This window comes from Marinomonas sp. ABL3_031, from assembly GCF_056161265.1.
This window is the reverse complement of record NZ_JBSWYU010000005.1, coordinates 140,940-157,486: the sequence shown is the minus strand read 5'-3', so window position 1 is coordinate 157,486 and position 16,547 is coordinate 140,940. Positions and strand designations below refer to the sequence as shown.

Sequence of the window (16,547 nt, the reverse complement as noted above, 5' to 3'; positions counted from 1 at the left end):
CTCCTAAAGTACCGTACACATTTATTGAGTCGCGTTATTATTTATTGTGTTACAAAGCTATAAACCTTCGCTTTTAGCTTGTTCCCAATAACGGTCTAATTCTTCTAACGAACAATCTGTTAGCTTTCTTTGTTCTGCTGCTAACAAAGTCTCGATTCTAGCAAAGCGGCGTCGAAATTTACTATTGGTTTTCTGCAAGGCAATGTCTGGAGAAACCTGTAAATGACGCGCTAAATTGGTGACAGCAAACAAGACATCGCCCATCTCTGACGTTACATGATCTTGCTCACCAGCCACAATGGCTTCTTCCAATTCAGCCAATTCTTCATGAATTTTAGCAAATACAGGCTGAATATCGGGCCAGTCAAAGCCAAACTTTGCGGCTTTTTGCTGAAGTTTCACCGCTTGCATCATGCCTGGCATGGACACTGGCACATCATCCAAAATGCCCCGTGGCGGTTGCTGCGCTTTTTCTTGTGCTTTGATGTTTTGCCATTGTGCAGACATTTCTTCCTCAGATAAATGGCATGGTTCACCGAACCGCTGTAAATCTCCATCGGGAAAGATATGTGGGTGACGGCGCAACATTTTGCTCACTATGGCATCGACCACATCATCAAAGTTGAAACGCCCTTCTTCCTTAGCAATTTGAGAGTAAAAGATCACTTGGAATAATAAATCCCCAAGCTCGTCTTTTAGATGCTCAAAATCTGCCCTTTCTATTGCATCAATGACCTCATAAGCTTCTTCTAACGTATAAGGCGCTATGCTCTGATAGGTTTGCTTTTTGTCCCAGCTGCAACCAAATTCTTTGTCGCGCAAACACGCCATTAAATACTCTAAACCTTGGATGGCTTCGCTCACGCGTCTTTCTCTCTAAACACATTTAATACATTGGGTAACTGATTGATACGATGCAGTAATTTACTCAACACACTCAACTCTCCTACTTCGATTGTAAAGCGGATGTTCGCAGTATGATTTTCCTTGGCAGACAAGGTATTCATTGACAATAAATTGACCTTCTCATTCGCCAACAAGCCCGTAATATCATTTAATAACCCCGTGCGATCATAGGCTTCCACTTGAATGTTAACAGGATATTGATTGTCAACTCGCTCCCCCCAACTTACATCAATAATACGTTCTGGCTCATCCATGCCAAGCTGAATAATATTGATGCAATCTTGACGGTGAACCGATACACCACGCCCCTGAGTAATATACCCAGTAATGTCGTCGCCAGGAATGGGCGTACAGCATTTAGCCATTTGTGTCAGTAGTTTACCAACCCCTAGAATATGAATGTCATCGTCTGAAGATTTGTGACGACTCTTTTTCAAACGAATTGGACGCGTACTTGCCGCTTCACCATCCACAGTAAAAAATTCATCGATCACTCTAAGCACACGGGCTAGCTGGATATCGCCAGCCCCTAAGGCCACATACACTTCGTCAGCGTGTGAGAAGTTAAAACGAGAAGCGACAGTGGCAAGGTCAATACGACTCTCTTCAATGCCCAATCGCTTCAACTGTTTGTCCAACAAAGCCCTACCCGCTTCCAGATTCTTCTCACGATCTTCTTTTCTAAACCAGCTCTGAATTTTGGCGCGTGCTCGATTGGTCTGTACGTATCCCAATGTTGGGTGTAACCAATCACGGCTCGGACCACCCTCTTTGGTGGTTAAGATTTCGATCTTATCACCGGTTTTAAGATGGGTTACCAGTGAAATGATCTTGCCGTTAACTTTAGCGCCACGGCAACGGTGGCCAATTTCTGTGTGCACACGATAGGCGAAATCTACTGGTGTGGCATTGATTGGTAAATCCACGACATGGCCATCCGGAGTGAACACATAAATTCGATCTTGTTCAATATCACTGCGCACTTGTTCAGATAAGGATTCCAAATCCCCCTGTACTTCATGGAAGTCTAATATGGTTCTGAGCCACTGCAACTTTTCTTCGTAACTGCTGCTGTTAGAACTTAAATCCGTCCCCTTATATTTCCAGTGAGCACACACCCCCAATTCTGCATCTTCGTGCATTTTGTGCGTACGAATCTGAATTTCCAATGCTCGACCTTGCGGCCCAACTACGGCTGTGTGAAGAGACTGATAGCCATTGGATTTAGGATTACTGATATAATCATCAAACTCTTGAGGAATGGGCTTCCACAAGTTATGAACAATACCTAAGACGCCGTAACATTCCATTGGCTCATCAACCAAAATACGCACAGCGCGCACATCATAGACTTCATCAAAGCCAATGTTTTTACGCTTCATTTTGCGCCAGATACTGTAAATGTGTTTAGCACGTCCCATTAAGTCAGCATGAATGTTAATACCCTTTAAACGTTGATCAAGTAAGTTAATCACATCATCTATATACTGTTGACGATCAAGGCGTTTTTCATCCAACCATTTAGCGATGCGCTTATATTCGGTTGGGTACAAATAACGAAAAGAGAGATCTTCCAATTCCCACTTGATGTGGCCAATGCCTAAGCGATGAGCCAATGGCGCATAAACACTTTGCACTTCAAGAGCAACAGCAACACGACGATCTTCATCTTGATACTTAGCTTCTTTGATAGCACAAGCTCGCTCAGCCAGTTTAATCAGCACGACTCGTACGTCGTCAATGATGGACACCAGCATTTTGCGCAAGGATTCAAGCTGATTTTCATTACTGCCCAGTACTTCAGCGGCGCTATCTGCAGTAAGATTCTTGGACACTTCCCCCATGCGAATAACACCTTCTACTAAGGAGGCAACCTTACGGCCAAACATATCCACAACACGAGTTAACGGCAGCTGATCTTCGCGAACGGCTCGATACAATGCCGCGGCAACCAAGGAGTCCTGATCAGCACGAAAACCAGATAAAATTTCGACCATTTCCAAACCAGCTCGGAAAGTACTGGCCTGCGGCCCCCAATATGAAGGTCGGGCACACTGAAGTTCGGCTTGGCGCGACAGTTCACAAGCCATACGTAAGGGGACACGCGCACTGTCATCAATTAACTCGGCAAAACCCGCCATCCAAGCGTCGATATCAACACTGCCATCCTCTAACACTGGATGGTCTTTTCTTACTGTTACCATTTATCCGCCCTTTTTGTTACTTCTTGCTTTGCAACAGCATCATGGTTTCCACATGAGAAGTCTGCGGGAACATATCCATTAAACCTGTTTTTATTACTTGATATCCATTTGCCACCAGATACTCCGCATCTCTTGCTAATGTAGAAGCGTTGCAAGAAACATACAAAATTTGCTTAGGAGCCATTTTAATCATGGTATCTAAGAACTCAAACGCGCCAGCGCGAGGGGGATCCAAGAGTACTTTGGTAATTTTCTCATGCTGTAAAGCTCGAGGTGGCGCTTGCGTTAAATCCGCAGACAAAAAAGACACATTCCCTAGTGCATTATAATCTGCATTGTGTCGTGCTGAGTCCACCATACTTTCCAGTAATTCAACACCTATCACCTTGCCAGCCCGTTGTGCTAATGGCAAAGAAAAATTGCCCACCCCACAAAACAAATCCAACACCACATCTTCTTGTGTCGGCGCCAACCAAGATATGGCTTGCCCTACCATTTTTTGATTCATCTTGTCATTCACTTGAATAAAGTCTTGTGGATGATAAAACAAACGCAAGCCTGACAATTCATAATAGCGCATCTGCTCGGCAGACACCTTGGCTTTGCTCTCATTTGGTGCTTGCCAATACAAATTCAGCTGTTGCTGTGCAGCCCAATTCTCACATTGTTGTCGCTGCTCAGGAGACAGCACGTCAACTAGACGCAATACAACCGATACTCCCTTGTCGTCTGACAATAATTCGACATGGCCAAGTACAATAAAAACACCAGTCTCAGCCAACATATTTTTTAGCGACTGAAACACTTGCTGTAGTGTAGGCGTTAATACCTGACAGGTTTTGATGTCGATCACTTGGTTAGAGGATTTACCACGAAATCCCATCACTAAATTGCGAGTTTTATTCTGTATAGAAACTCGTGCTCGACGTCGGTAACCTGTGTCTTCCGCGTACAGGGCTTCAATGTCTTCTGCCAAACAGAGGTTACGCAGTTGTCCTGCCAACCATTGATGCTTAGCTTGACGTTGTGCAGTGCCTTCAAGATGCTGAAAACTGCAACCGCCACACTGAGTATAGTGCGCACAAATAGGCTCAACTCTTTGCTCACTAGAGGTAATAACTTCTCGCAGGATGGCCTCATCAAAACGGCGCCCCAACTTGTTAACCTGAGCCGTTACTGTTTCGCCCGGCAAAGCACCATCTATAAAGGTAACTTTACCATCAAGACGGGCCACGCCTTTGGCTTCATGGGTTAAGCCGTCAATACAATAAGTTTGCAATGGCCCTAATGAAGAGCGTTTTGGGCGGCGCTGGTTGGCATTTCTTCTTCTCAAGATAGACTCTTTCGTTGACAATGAGATGGGCAATGCAAACATTTTACCCCATCTCAAATTAGATCAATAACACAGTTAATCGAATACACCCGTAGACAGGTAGCGATCTCCGCGGTCACACACTATGGCGACAATAACCGCATTGTTAAGGGTTTCCGATAACTTCATGGCCATGGCAACAGAACCACCAGAGGAAACGCCACAGAAGATGCCCTCTTCTTTGGCTAAACGACGCATGGTTTGCTCCGCATCTTGTTGAGAGACATCCATTACCTGATCCACTCGAGAACCATCAAATATGGCTGGCAAGTATTCTTGCGGCCAACGTCGAATGCCCGGAATGCTGGCGCCATCTTGTGGTTGCAAGCCAATAATCTGCACCTCAGGGTTTTGCTCTTTTAAATATTGCGACACCCCCATGATGGTTCCAGTGGTACCCATTGAACTAACAAAGTGCGTTACTGTACCTTGGGTCTGCTGCCAAATTTCGGGTCCAGTTGACACATAATGCGCATTAGGGTTATCAGGATTAGCAAATTGGTTTAACACTTTACCTATGCCTTGGGCCTGCATCTCTTGCGCTAGATCACGAGCTCTTTCCATACCTTCAGCTTTGCTAACAAGATGCAAAATAGCACCGTAAGCCGCCATGGCAGACTTACGCTCTTGGCTCATATTATCCGGCATAATAAGATGCATTTTATAACCTTTGATGGCGGCCGCCATCGCCAACGCTATGCCGGTATTGCCACTGGTTGCTTCAATTAAACTGTCTCCAGGTTGAATATCACCACGTTGCTCAGCCTGCAATATCATGTTTAAGGCGGGACGATCCTTTACTGAACCGGCTGGGTTTTGTCCTTCCAATTTTAATAAAATGGTGTTACTTGGATTTGGGTTGATTCTCTGCAGGCGAACTAACGGGGTTTGCCCAATTAAAGATTCAATTGTTGAATACTCAATCATAATAAAACTTCGTTGACATTAATAACGGACAGAATGACACTAACAAAGGTGCTCTTGTTACTTGGATTGGGTCTCTGTGTTTAGCGCACATACTAGTGTGCTTTATTAGACCGACATTTTGAATTGGCCGCCAAGCGAATTACAAAATCAATCTGAAATACATAAAAGCTTCCACTCAATACGCCTATTTAAGAACACTTAACAGTAAGAGTACAATAAGAAAGCGTTATAAACTTAGTTTCTATATTGAAAGGCTGTAGCCATGATCAACAGATACTCCATTATTCTAGTATTTTTGGCTGTTCTTCTCAGTGCTTGTGATATTCAACAAGACAGCTTTCAGCAACTTTCTAATCAAGAACTTCGTACTCAATGGCGTGAATGCATTTATAATTCTTCTAAAAATCAACAAACAATTTGCCAAAACTATGAAGTAGAATGCCAACAACGAGAAAAGCAAGATAACTTTGCCTGTTATTAGACAATGCTAATATTAACATAGGATGCCATGATAAATATTCGCTTACCTCGCCTACGCCTGAATCACAGTAGCAAGTTATTTTTGTCCCTGTTTGCGCCTGTTTTTATTATCTCTATTTTGTCTTGTGTTTTTTTAGTATCTACTCGTTTTCAAGACCTAGACAACAATCTTTATCAACGCACCAGCCATATTACCGAACAAGTTGCCGCCACCAGCGAATATGCTATCGTCTTCTCAGATCAGAATATGATGTATCGTATTTTGCAAAATGCTTTAAGTAACCAATACGTAAGCAGCATTCAACTTTATAACAGTGAACAAAAAATCATTGCCGAGCTAGGCACGGAATTCGCGATTGAAAGATCACCATTTCCAACCAATAACGAGCTGCTTAATTATCCCAATCATTTATTGTCAATCGGCGCGATTCATTACAGTAATAATGCATTAGACGGTGCATTTAACCCACAAGCCGACTTGTTCAGTCCTATCAATCAAAAAAATCTCATTGGCTGGGTAAAAATCCAAGCAGACACAGCGGTTGTTAGCATTGAAAAATACCAATATGCCAGCTTAATTCTAATCGTATGGTTTCTCTTCAATTTAGTATCAGGCTTGATTACTCTTCGTATAACTAAAAATCTCTCACAACCCATTCGCAAACTTGAAGACGCCTTAAATAAGCTCACTAAAGAACAATTCTCTTCTGCCAAACTCATGCGACTACCAACAGAATACCAAGGCTTACAACGAGATATACTGATGCTCACAGAGCGGTTAGAACAACATCGCAGTGACTTGAATCTCGGCATTGAGCAAGCAACAGAAGACTTGCGCCGCAGTATGGACAGCATGGAAGAAAAAAGCGCTCAGCTTCACATCGCCAATCGTGAGGCAATGGAATCCAATCGCCTCAAATCACAATTTTTGGCTAACATCAGCCACGAAGTTCGAACGCCATTAAATGCTATTCTAGGCTACACAAAAACCTTACAAAAAGGCGTCAAAGACTCACAGCACAAACTCTATGTGGATACCATAGAACAATCTACTAACAGTCTGTTGGCGATCATTGGCGATATTTTAGACTTCTCTAAAATAGAGGCGGGTAAACTCAGTTTAGAGAGCAACCACTTTAACCTCCGAGCACTGATTGACGATGTTTATCAAACACTTAGCATCAACTTGTTAACAAAAGAAAAACAGATTGATTTGGTGACAGAATACGATACGCAAGTCCCAGAATGGATTATTGGTGACAGTACACGCGTTCGCCAAATACTGACCAATTTAATTGGTAATGCCATTAAATTCACTCATCAGGGATCGGTCAAGACAAAAGTCTCATGCCAGACACAAGCTGACAATAAGCTCGCCCTGTCGTTCCAAATCATTGATACTGGCATCGGCATCCCAGAACACAAAATAGATCGCCTGTTTAAACCATTTTCACAAGTAGATACCAGCACAACACGCCAATTTGGAGGCACCGGACTAGGCTTAGTCATCAGTAAAAAACTAGTGGAGCAAATGCAAGGTAAGATAGAAGTGAGCAGCGACCCCAGTATTGGCTCCACATTTCGCTTTACACTCAAACTACAGGCCTCACCTAATTTAATGGATCAAAAAGACCCATTGGATTGTCATATTATTCTTTTGGAACCCAGTAACACCTATCGCGCCCATTTATCCAGCTACTTGCAAAGCATTGGCGTCAAAAGTATTCGCTGTAGCGACATAGAACAAATGATTTCCGCACTACAAGATAAAGCTAAGCAGACGGATGGGTTGCTTATCAGCTTAGGGGCGGATGAAGACAATGTGGAAGAAGCACAAGAATTGATTCGTTATGCAGCGAAGCATTACGCCATCCCCAGTATACTCTTGATCCAACCCCCAAGAAGCATTGCCCAACATTCAGAATTGAAAGACTTATGCAGTGAAATTTTACTGAAACCCATTAGTCACGATCGTCTCTATAAAGCCTTGTCAAACATAAACCAATCTGTGATTCAATTAGAAGATGTAAGTCCGCTAGAGGAGATCGACTCTCCACGTCAAGGCTTGCGAATTCTTGCCGTAGACGATGCCCCCATTAATCTACAATTACTCAGTCACTGGCTACAACCTCATGGTATTCAGGTAAGCCTAGCCTACAGTGGTCAACAAGCCTTAAAAATAGCCACTGACAACGCCTTTGATCTGATCTTTATGGACATTCAAATGCCTGAGATGGATGGCATGGAAACCACTCGTCAATTACGTCAATTAAAAGGCTATGAAAACACCCCTATTATTGCTTTGACGGCTCATGCTTTGGGCTCGGAGCAGCAACAAATTCTCGCCAGTGGCATGAACGCCTATCTAACCAAGCCGATCGATGAAGACGTACTGTTCAGAACCATAGATGATTGGTGTTCCAATACGGAAACCTTCCAACAACAAATAGACGCTACCTTAGAAAATATTTTTGACGTACAAAAGGCACTCGATATCGTCAATGGCAAGACAGAAATCGCCAAAGAAATGTTTACCATGTTGGCGGATTCGTTAGAGAGTGAAAAGAAACTTGTCTTACACCATCTAGAAAATCAGGACTCCGAGAAACTCATTGAGGTGGTACACCGTATTCACGGTGCTTCCAAATACACAGGCACCATTAATATTGCACGACAAGCCGGCTTTTTAGAAACGCATTTAAAGGAGTTGGGCATGGAAGACGCTGCTGGCGTTGCGGAAGACTTCCTGCAAGCCATTGATGACCTTCTCAACCATCGTGAACTTATCCGCTGGCCTCAAGAATAACAAATGCTTGCGCATAAGCGATCTCGTCCGTCAGGCTAAGATGCCAGTGAACCCCTTGATCAAAGCGTGCTGCAATGCTGTCATCCACTTCTAAACAAGGTTGACCAGACGGTAAATTGATCACATTAAAGTGCTGAAAACTCACTCCTGCCCCTATTCCTGTTCCCAAAGCCTTGACGGCGGCTTCTTTGGCCGCAAAGCGTTTAGCAACATAAGCATTGGCTTGGTCTGGATGCGCAATCGCTTGCCAGCGCTGCTTTTCTTGCGGAGTTAAAATACGCTCCACAAAGCGCTCACCCAAGCGCTCAATCGAGTTTGCTATGCGCGCAATTTCCACTAAATCCGTACCCACACCAATAATCAATTTACTTGCCTCTTTACCCTAATTAATTTGTCTTCTCACCATTAACCTTGCGAAGGATTCTCTTGAGGAACAAGACGAAACACAGGAACCCCCATTAAACGTTCGCCTTGGTAGTCACTGTTTGGTAGCAAATCCCTGGCACTAATAGGTTTACCATGCAGCAAGTCATCCAACCAGTAACGGTGCAAGACCTTAGCGAGACTTAACACCTGTTTATCTCGCCACAATCCGGCATCATAATTCAGTGCCAATTGTCCCTCAACAAATAACAACGGCGCTTGCTTTAGCTGATCACCGTAATATGGGCGCAAACCAAACTGAGCATCAAATTGATACATTTGCTGAGCTTGAACTGACTCGCCACGCCCTGTGGACGCCATATTAATACCAGCCCCTAATTCTGCAAACAAACCCACCTCAAAGCGTCTTAATATGGGTGCTGCCGGCGCACCTGAGTGTAAGCTATCAATCAACCATTGATAAAGGTGGTAGACATCACTCAATGGAAGATTACTGGGCAATAATTTGGTCAGTAATTCATGAACATACAAGGCAGCGTATAAACTCAACCCTTGTAATGTCTTAGGAGCAGACAAAGATTCTAAACTCTTAATAGTCTTAAGGTCAGTACGTCCCGAATATTCCATTTCGTAACACAAAAAAGGCCCAGGTAAGACCCGAGCCTCTTTCTTCGGTAAGCGCCAGACACCTCGCATCAAACCCTGTTCTTGCGTCAAACAATCTACCAGAACCTTGTTATCCTGAAAGGGTCGGGTATGAATCACATACGCATTGGCGCGCATCAGAATCAGTCTTCCTGATAGCCCAAACTGGCCAACGCACGCTCATCGTCAGACCAGCCAGAACGCACTTTAATCCACAAATTCAGCATCACTTTATGCTGGAACAAGTCTTCCATATCGATGCGAGCTTCTTTACCAATCAGTTTAATTTTCTCACCACGATCACCAATGATGATGCGTTTCTGGCCATTACGTTCCACCAAGATCAAGGCGCTAATATGAATAGCCGATTCTTCGTAAACAAATTCTTCAATTTGCACGGCCACTTCGTAAGGCACTTCTTGCCCCAACTGACGAGTGATTTTCTCACGCACAATTTCTGCCGCTAGAAAACGTGAACTGCGGTTCGTTATTTGATCTTCAGGGTAATACTGCATACCTTCAGGCATGTAGCTTTCAACCAGACGCTCAAGACGATCTAAATTCTTATTACGTAAAGCAGAGATAGGCACAATTTGCGCAAAATTCATGCGCTCAGAGAAGTTGGCCAAACGGGGCAACAGTTCTTCTTTCTGCTCAAGCTGATCCACCTTGTTTACCACTAAGATCACAGGACAAGAGGCGTGCTTCACCTTTTGCAATACGGATTCGTCTTCTTCAGTCCAGCGATCGGCATCCACCACAAACAATACCAAATCCACGTCTTTTAGAGCGGCGGCGGCAGTACGGTTCATCATGCGGTTAATGGCTTTGGTTTCACCCAAATGCAGTCCGGGTGTATCCACATAAATCGCCTGTACATGACCTTCGGTTTTCACACCCAATATTTGATCTCGTGTGGTTTGTGGCTTACGAGAAGTAATGGACAATTTTTGTCCTAGAATGTGATTCAACAAAGTGGATTTCCCCACATTAGGACGACCCACAATGGCAATGTAACCGCAATGAGTTACTTCGACGTCAGACATTCGTTTGTTCCAATTTTTCTAGCGCTTTAGCAGCCGCATTTTGTTCCGCAATGCGACGACTGTTACCACTGCCTTTTATGGCTTCACTGCACAATTCAATATGGCAATGGACATGGAAAGTCTGATCGTGAGGTTCTCCCACAATATCAACCACATCGTACTGAGGCAAAGCATGCTTACGCGCTTGCAGATACTCTTGCAAACGGGTTTTGGCGTCTTTCGTCACCACTTTCAGAGAGGTTGCGTTCAAACGCTCTTTGTACCACTCCAAAATATGTTGACGACAAACGTCCATGCCGGCATCCAAGTACATAGCTCCAATAATGCCCTCAACGCTGTCAGCCAAGATAGAATCACGGCGAAAGCCGCCACTTTTCAATTCGCCTGCCCCCAACTTAAGGTAATCACCTAACTGAAACTCGCGCGCCAATTCCGCCAAGGTATCACCCTTAACCAATGACGCACGCAGACGACTTAATTCCCCTTCCTTGGCTTTTGGAAAACGATGAAACAAGTCTTCCGCAATCACATAATTGAGAATTGAATCACCCAAGAACTCTAAACGCTCATTATTCTTACCGCCATAACTACGGTGCGTCAGCGCCAGTTCAAGCAACCCAAGGTCAGCAAAATAGTAACCAATTCGCCGACACAACTTCTGATAAAGTGAACTCAAAATGTCTCCAATTATTATTTATTCAATCAAACCGTTATTCTTAAAGCTTGGGAGGCTGAGAAACTTATCCCAATGCAACCAAACATAAAATGCTTGGCCTTTCATATTCTCTTCTGGTACAAATCCCCAAAAACGACTGTCAGCACTGTTATCGCGGTTATCTCCCATCACAAAGTAATGACCTTCTGGAACAACCCAATCGCCCTCATGTGGGGTATTACGATTGCTGTTGTAAATATCGTGCTCTACTCCGCCCAAGTTTTCTTGATATAAAGTCACAGGTTCTCGGTTAGGATTAAGCGAGATAGGCAAATCGGCCACAAAGTCTTTGCTCACTTGCTCACCATTAATGGAGAGGATTTTGTTGTGGTAACTGATTTTGTCACCAGGCAAACCCACTAAACGTTTAATATAGTTCAGACTTGGATCAAGTGGGTATTTAAACACCACCACATCGCCACGTTTAGGTTCGGTGGTTTCAAACAGTGTAGTATTGGTGACAGGCAAACGAATACCGTAATCAAACTTATTTACCAAGATAAAATCGCCAATCTGCAAGGTCGGCAACATAGAACCTGATGGAATTTGGAAAGGCTCCACCACAAAAGAACGCAAACCAAAAATAACCGCAATAATTAGGAAGTAGGATTTGATTTCTAATACCAACTTTGGTGTATCGGCCAAACGCTCTTTCGCGTCTTTACTCAAGGTCTGTTTAGCGTCCTCACTCATACTTGCTAATACTTGCTTGCGCTTCGGTGCAAAGACAATTCTGTCGTACAACCAGAAAACACCGGTAAACAAGAAGGCAACAGCCAGTATTAATTCAAAATCAAACCCCATACTTCATACTCCATCGGGATGCGTGTGCATCATTTGGTTGTCTAATTAGCTGTCCAACTGTAAAACCGCTAGGAAGGCAGATTGTGGTACTTCAACGTTACCTACCTGCTTCATGCGCTTCTTACCTTCTTTCTGCTTCTGCAAGAGTTTCTTCTTACGACTCACATCACCACCGTAACACTTAGCCGTTACATTTTTACGTAACGCTTTTACTGTGGTACGAGAAATAATTTTAGCGCCGACGGCACCTTGAATTGCCACATCAAACATCTGACGCGGAATCAAATCTTTCATCTTTTCACACAAAGCACGACCTTTGAATTGCACATTATCTTTATGCATGATCAAAGCCAATGCGTCCACACGCTCACCATTGATCAGAATGTCCAAGCGACATAAAGATGCCGCACTAAAGTGCGAGAAGCTGTAATCCAAAGAAGCAAAACCACGGCTACACGATTTTAATTTATCAAAGAAATCCATCACCACTTCGTTCATTGGCAATTCGTAACGCAATTGCACCTGACGACCAACGTATTGCATGTCTTTTTGAATACCACGTTTTTCCACACACAAAGTAATGACATTACCCAAGTATTCTTGTGGTACTAGGATGTTGGCCTCAACAATCGGCTCACGCATTTCCTTCACCGTACCTGGGTCTGGCATTTTCGAAGGACTGTCCACGTAAACGACTTCACCACTGTTAAGCTCGATTTCGTACACTACTGTCGGTGCTGTGGTAATCAAGTCAAGGTTGTATTCGCGCTCCAAGCGCTCTTGGATGATCTCCATGTGCAACATACCCAAGAAACCACATCGGAAACCAAAGCCCAACGCATCCGAACTCTCTGGTTCGTAGAACAAAGAGGCGTCGTTGAGAGTCAATTTACCCAACGCCACACGGAAATCTTCGTAGTCGTCAGAGCTCACAGGGAACACACCAGCGTAAACCTGAGGTTTTACTTTCTGGAAACCAGACAATTGTTCAACGTCTGGCGTATTAGCATGAGTAATGGTGTCACCCACTGGCGCACCATGAATGTCTTTAATACCGGCCACCACGTAACCCACTTCACCGGCTTTCAGTACACCGGTTTCTTTGCGTTTTGGTGTGAAAATTCCGGCCATGTCCACAGGATGGGCTTGTTTGGTGGACTTGATGAAGATCTTATCTTTCTTACGCAAGGTACCTTGCTTGATACGTACTAAGGAAACAACGCCCAAGTAGTTATCGAACCAGGAGTCGATAATCAAAGCCTGTAAAGGCGCATCAACATCCCCTTCTGGCGGCGGAACCGTTGCCACAAGACGCTCAAGAACATCCTCAACACCTAAGCCTGTTTTCGCCGAACAGGTCACGGCATCCATAGCATCAATACCTATGATCTCTTCGATCTCAGCACTCACACGTTCAGGTTCAGCTTGTGGCAAGTCAATCTTGTTGAGGACAGGCATGACTTCTAACCCTTGCTCAATCGCGGTGTAACAGTTCGCAACCGATTGCGCCTCAACACCTTGCGCCGCATCCACCACCAATAAAGCCCCTTCACAGGCGGCTAAAGAGCGAGATACTTCATAGGAAAAGTCTACGTGTCCAGGGGTATCGATGAAGTTAAGCTGGTAGGTTAGACCGTCTTTGGCTTGGTAGTCCAAGGTCACACTTTGTGCCTTGATGGTAATACCGCGTTCCCTTTCAATGTCCATTGAATCCAGTACCTGTGCGGACATTTCACGTTCACTCAAACCTTCACAAGCTTGAATAAAGCGATCAGCCAAAGTCGATTTTCCATGGTCTATGTGGGCAATAATACTAAAATTGCGTATGTGCTTAAGGTTATTTGAAGACACTATTTTCTCACACTGTAAAAGCGATATTAAAATGATGACAGGCTGACGAGAAATGGTCGCGCACTGGCCAATCACTATCATCGATAAAGGATTGGCTGCTCGAGTCTGATCGGCAAGCTGATCAACATGTTATCTGGTTAGAATTTGGCGAGCATTCTACCGAAAATCCTGCACAGACTCCATTCATTTCACCAGCTTGGTGTTAATAGACGGTTGCTACTAGGGCAACACAATGCCTTTCTCTTTCAATACTCGCTCTACCGTATCCACAGTTGCTTGGGTGTGTGCGTCTATCTCCAGATTAACCTTGTCGCCAACGGTAAGAGAATCGAATGTGGTTAAACGTAAGGTTTCAGGAATCAATGACACTTCCAGCCAGTCATCACCAATGGCACTTATGGTCAAACTGGCACCGTTCAAGCCAACATAGCCTTTATCAAACAGATAACGACGTGCATCCACTTCATCTTGGCGATCAGTGACAAATCGAATATGTACGCTTTCACCGATGTGCTCTACTCGAGACACAAGCACGGACGTCATAATGTGTCCAGACATAACATGCCCACCGATTTCATCTCCCATGCGAGCAGCACGCTCAAAGTTCACTTCATCTCCCACTTGCAAGTCACCAATATTCGTTAAAGCAAGTGTGGTATCGATCACATCAAACGTCAGTACATCATGAGTAATTTCCGCCACCGTCAAACAAACGCCATTAATAGCAACACTGGCCCCCAGTTGTTGTCCTAGCATTACGCCTTCTGGAAAGGTGATATCTAAACGCTTATTGCGGCCAACCTGAGTAACCGACTGAACATTGGCTTTGCCTTGAATAATACCGGTAAACATAGCTTCCCCTACTGCTGAACAGCATAAAAATCAAACAAAGATGCGTAAGAATCATACTTGTTTTCGGGACTGAAGAAGAATTGAACACCCCTAAGCAAAGCACCATTTTTAGTGGCTTTCAATAAGTTATCATTGATTCACCAATAGGGTTATCCACAGCTTGCGGGGATAACCACAACGCACACGTCAAACCCTACTAATGCGATCAAATTTTTACTTTTCAAGCACTAATGAAGAACTTATTACAGGTGGAACCGGTGATGGAATAGATGGTGCAATTGATGGTGGCGCAGATAATGCCTCTATCATGTCTTGAGTCACTAAAGTAATACCATCATCATTGCGGTAAAAACGCGCTTTGTCCGCTTGTTCATCTTCGCCAATTATCGTTCCTTCCGGTATACGACAATCAGAATCAATGATGACATTATTGAGCCGACAATGTCGGCCTATTTCGCAGCGGGGCAAAATAACACTTTTATTTACATGTGAATAGGAATTCACTCGCACATTGTTGAATAAAATAGACTGCTCAACCGTAGAACCAGAAACAATACAACCCGCTGATACCACTGAATTTAATGCGGTACCGATACGCTCTTCGTAATTGTAATTAAACTTTGCAGCAGGTCGCTGATAATGTGCGGTACGAATCGGCCAACATTCATCATACAAATCCAATTCAGGTACCAACTTAGTTAAGTCCATATTGGCTTCCCAGTAAGCGGTTAAAGTACCCACGTCACGCCAATACGCCTGTTTCGGATAACTTGAGTTAGGCACCACACTCCTTGAAAAGTGATGTGCTTTGATTTTGCAGCGACCAACAAAATACGGAATTAAATCTTTACCAAAATCGTGACTGGATGCCATATCTTTGGCATCTAAACACAGGTTCTCAGAAAGAAATTTGGTATTGAAAATATAGATCCCCATACTGGCTAACGACACATCGGTTTTACCCGGCATGGTGGGTGGATGGCTGGGTTTCTCTTTAAAAGCAATAATATTGTCTTCCGTATCGACATGCATTATACCGAACTGGTTTGCTTCCGCTACAGGTACTTCAATACAAGAAACGGTGACATCGGCACCACTGGCAATATGCTCCCTAAGCATCAAGCTGTAATCTTGTTTATAAACATGATCCCCTGCTAAGACTAAAATGTATTCGCTGTGCAAATCTTTTATCATTGCTAAATTCTGATAAACGGCATCCGCTGTTCCTCGATACCAATCACCTCCCGTTTGTTGCTGAGCGGGCCATAATTCAATAAATTCATTAAAGTCCGAACGTAAAAAATTCCACCCCCGTTGCACATGCTGATTCAAAGTATGAGATCGGTATTGCGTCAACACAGCAATGCGGCGCATGCCTGAATTGATACAATTTGATAGTGGGAAATCAATAATTTTATACTTCCCTGCAATGGGGACGGCAGGCTTGGAACGTTGATCCGTTAATTGTTTTAACCTAGAACCTCGTCCACCAGCCAAAATAATAGCCAAGGTATTTGTGCACGCAGCATTTAAATCCATGTGTTGCCCTTAAAGT

14 protein-coding genes are annotated in these 16,547 nt (G+C 43.9%); 2 read left to right on the top strand and 12 right to left on the bottom strand.

Features of this window, described 5'->3' with window-relative positions; genetic code table 11:
• Window positions 1-57 precede the first annotated feature (57 nt).
• From mazG to cysM, 4 genes are read right to left on the bottom strand one after another with little or no spacing between them, the layout of a single operon-like run.
• Window positions 58-864 (bottom strand): nucleoside triphosphate pyrophosphohydrolase, encoded by an 807-nt coding sequence (mazG, locus tag ACXAH2_RS08015; RefSeq protein ID WP_475077720.1) that lies wholly within the window; start codon window positions 862-864, stop codon window positions 58-60.
• On the bottom strand, window positions 861-3,110 hold the full coding sequence (gene relA / locus ACXAH2_RS08010; protein WP_475077719.1) for a GTP diphosphokinase: 2,250 nt from the start codon (window positions 3,108-3,110) through the stop codon (window positions 861-863). The genes mazG and relA overlap by 4 nt, the downstream gene beginning before the upstream one ends.
• Window positions 3,111-3,126: 16 nt before the next feature.
• Window positions 3,127-4,485, bottom strand: a complete 1,359-nt coding sequence (gene rlmD, locus ACXAH2_RS08005; RefSeq protein ID WP_475077718.1) for a 23S rRNA (uracil(1939)-C(5))-methyltransferase RlmD — start codon at window positions 4,483-4,485, stop codon at window positions 3,127-3,129.
• 33 nt (window positions 4,486-4,518) lie between these two features.
• On the bottom strand, window positions 4,519-5,409 hold the full coding sequence (cysM, locus tag ACXAH2_RS08000; RefSeq protein ID WP_475077717.1) for a cysteine synthase CysM: 891 nt from the start codon (window positions 5,407-5,409) through the stop codon (window positions 4,519-4,521).
• A gap of 262 nt (window positions 5,410-5,671) precedes the next feature.
• Here cysM and ACXAH2_RS07995 point away from each other — a divergent pair, with 262 nt between their 5' ends.
• Both ACXAH2_RS07995 and ACXAH2_RS07990 read left to right on the top strand, forming a co-directional pair.
• A complete protein-coding gene (locus tag ACXAH2_RS07995) occupies window positions 5,672-5,890 on the top strand; it encodes a hypothetical protein (RefSeq protein ID WP_475077716.1) in 219 nt (72 codons plus the stop codon).
• A gap of 27 nt (window positions 5,891-5,917) precedes the next feature.
• Entirely contained in the window at window positions 5,918-8,695 is a 2,778-nt protein-coding gene (locus tag ACXAH2_RS07990) for an ATP-binding protein (RefSeq protein ID WP_475077714.1), read from the top strand.
• On the opposite strand, the gene acpS is transcribed toward ACXAH2_RS07990, so the two are convergent.
• The 8 genes from acpS to glgC form a co-directional block, all read right to left on the bottom strand.
• Window positions 8,673-9,059 (bottom strand): holo-ACP synthase, encoded by a 387-nt coding sequence (acpS, locus tag ACXAH2_RS07985; protein WP_475077713.1) that lies wholly within the window; start codon window positions 9,057-9,059, stop codon window positions 8,673-8,675. The genes ACXAH2_RS07990 and acpS overlap by 23 nt on opposite strands.
• A 41-nt stretch (window positions 9,060-9,100) precedes the next feature.
• Window positions 9,101-9,862 carry a DNA repair protein RecO gene (gene recO, locus ACXAH2_RS07980; RefSeq protein ID WP_475077712.1) on the bottom strand — a complete coding sequence of 254 codons (762 nt, stop codon included), beginning with the start codon at window positions 9,860-9,862 and terminating at the stop codon, window positions 9,101-9,103.
• 5 nt (window positions 9,863-9,867) lie between these two features.
• Window positions 9,868-10,770, bottom strand: a complete 903-nt coding sequence (gene era, locus ACXAH2_RS07975; RefSeq protein WP_475077710.1) for a GTPase Era — start codon at window positions 10,768-10,770, stop codon at window positions 9,868-9,870.
• Entirely contained in the window at window positions 10,763-11,446 is a 684-nt protein-coding gene (gene rnc / locus ACXAH2_RS07970) for a ribonuclease III (protein WP_475077709.1), read from the bottom strand. Before rnc ends, era begins: the two co-directional genes overlap by 8 nt.
• 18 nt (window positions 11,447-11,464) lie before the next feature.
• Entirely contained in the window at window positions 11,465-12,289 is an 825-nt protein-coding gene (gene lepB, locus ACXAH2_RS07965) for a signal peptidase I (protein WP_475077707.1), read from the bottom strand.
• Between the two features lie 45 nt (window positions 12,290-12,334).
• Window positions 12,335-14,140, bottom strand: coding sequence for a translation elongation factor 4 (gene lepA, locus ACXAH2_RS07960; protein ID WP_475077706.1), 1,806 nt, complete (start codon window positions 14,138-14,140; stop codon window positions 12,335-12,337).
• A gap of 219 nt (window positions 14,141-14,359) precedes the next feature.
• On the bottom strand, window positions 14,360-14,992 hold the full coding sequence (locus ACXAH2_RS07955) for a riboflavin synthase subunit alpha (RefSeq protein ID WP_475077704.1): 633 nt from the start codon (window positions 14,990-14,992) through the stop codon (window positions 14,360-14,362).
• Window positions 14,993-15,205: 213 nt separating this feature from the next.
• Window positions 15,206-16,531 (bottom strand): glucose-1-phosphate adenylyltransferase, encoded by a 1,326-nt coding sequence (gene glgC / locus ACXAH2_RS07950; RefSeq protein WP_475077703.1) that lies wholly within the window; start codon window positions 16,529-16,531, stop codon window positions 15,206-15,208.
• Window positions 16,532-16,547: the final 16 nt, after the last annotated feature.

What these genes read in the sequence shown, in the direction of transcription:
- relA (WP_475077719.1), bottom strand. Translation starts at nt 3,110, where the DNA reads ATGGTAACAGTAAGAAAAGACCATCCAGTGTTAGAGGATGGCAGTGTT.
- rlmD (WP_475077718.1), bottom strand. Translation starts at nt 4,485, where the DNA reads ATGTTTGCATTGCCCATCTCATTGTCAACGAAAGAGTCTATCTTGAGA.
- recO (WP_475077712.1), bottom strand. Translation starts at nt 9,862, where the DNA reads ATGCGCGCCAATGCGTATGTGATTCATACCCGACCCTTTCAGGATAAC.
- ACXAH2_RS07995 (WP_475077716.1), top strand. Translation starts at nt 5,672, where the DNA reads ATGATCAACAGATACTCCATTATTCTAGTATTTTTGGCTGTTCTTCTC.
- glgC (WP_475077703.1), bottom strand. Translation starts at nt 16,531, where the DNA reads ATGGATTTAAATGCTGCGTGCACAAATACCTTGGCTATTATTTTGGCT.
- ACXAH2_RS07990 (WP_475077714.1), top strand. Translation starts at nt 5,918, where the DNA reads ATGATAAATATTCGCTTACCTCGCCTACGCCTGAATCACAGTAGCAAG.
- ACXAH2_RS07955 (WP_475077704.1), bottom strand. Translation starts at nt 14,992, where the DNA reads ATGTTTACCGGTATTATTCAAGGCAAAGCCAATGTTCAGTCGGTTACT.
- cysM (WP_475077717.1), bottom strand. Translation starts at nt 5,409, where the DNA reads ATGATTGAGTATTCAACAATTGAATCTTTAATTGGGCAAACCCCGTTA.
- lepB (WP_475077707.1), bottom strand. Translation starts at nt 12,289, where the DNA reads ATGGGGTTTGATTTTGAATTAATACTGGCTGTTGCCTTCTTGTTTACC.
- era (WP_475077710.1), bottom strand. Translation starts at nt 10,770, where the DNA reads ATGTCTGACGTCGAAGTAACTCATTGCGGTTACATTGCCATTGTGGGT.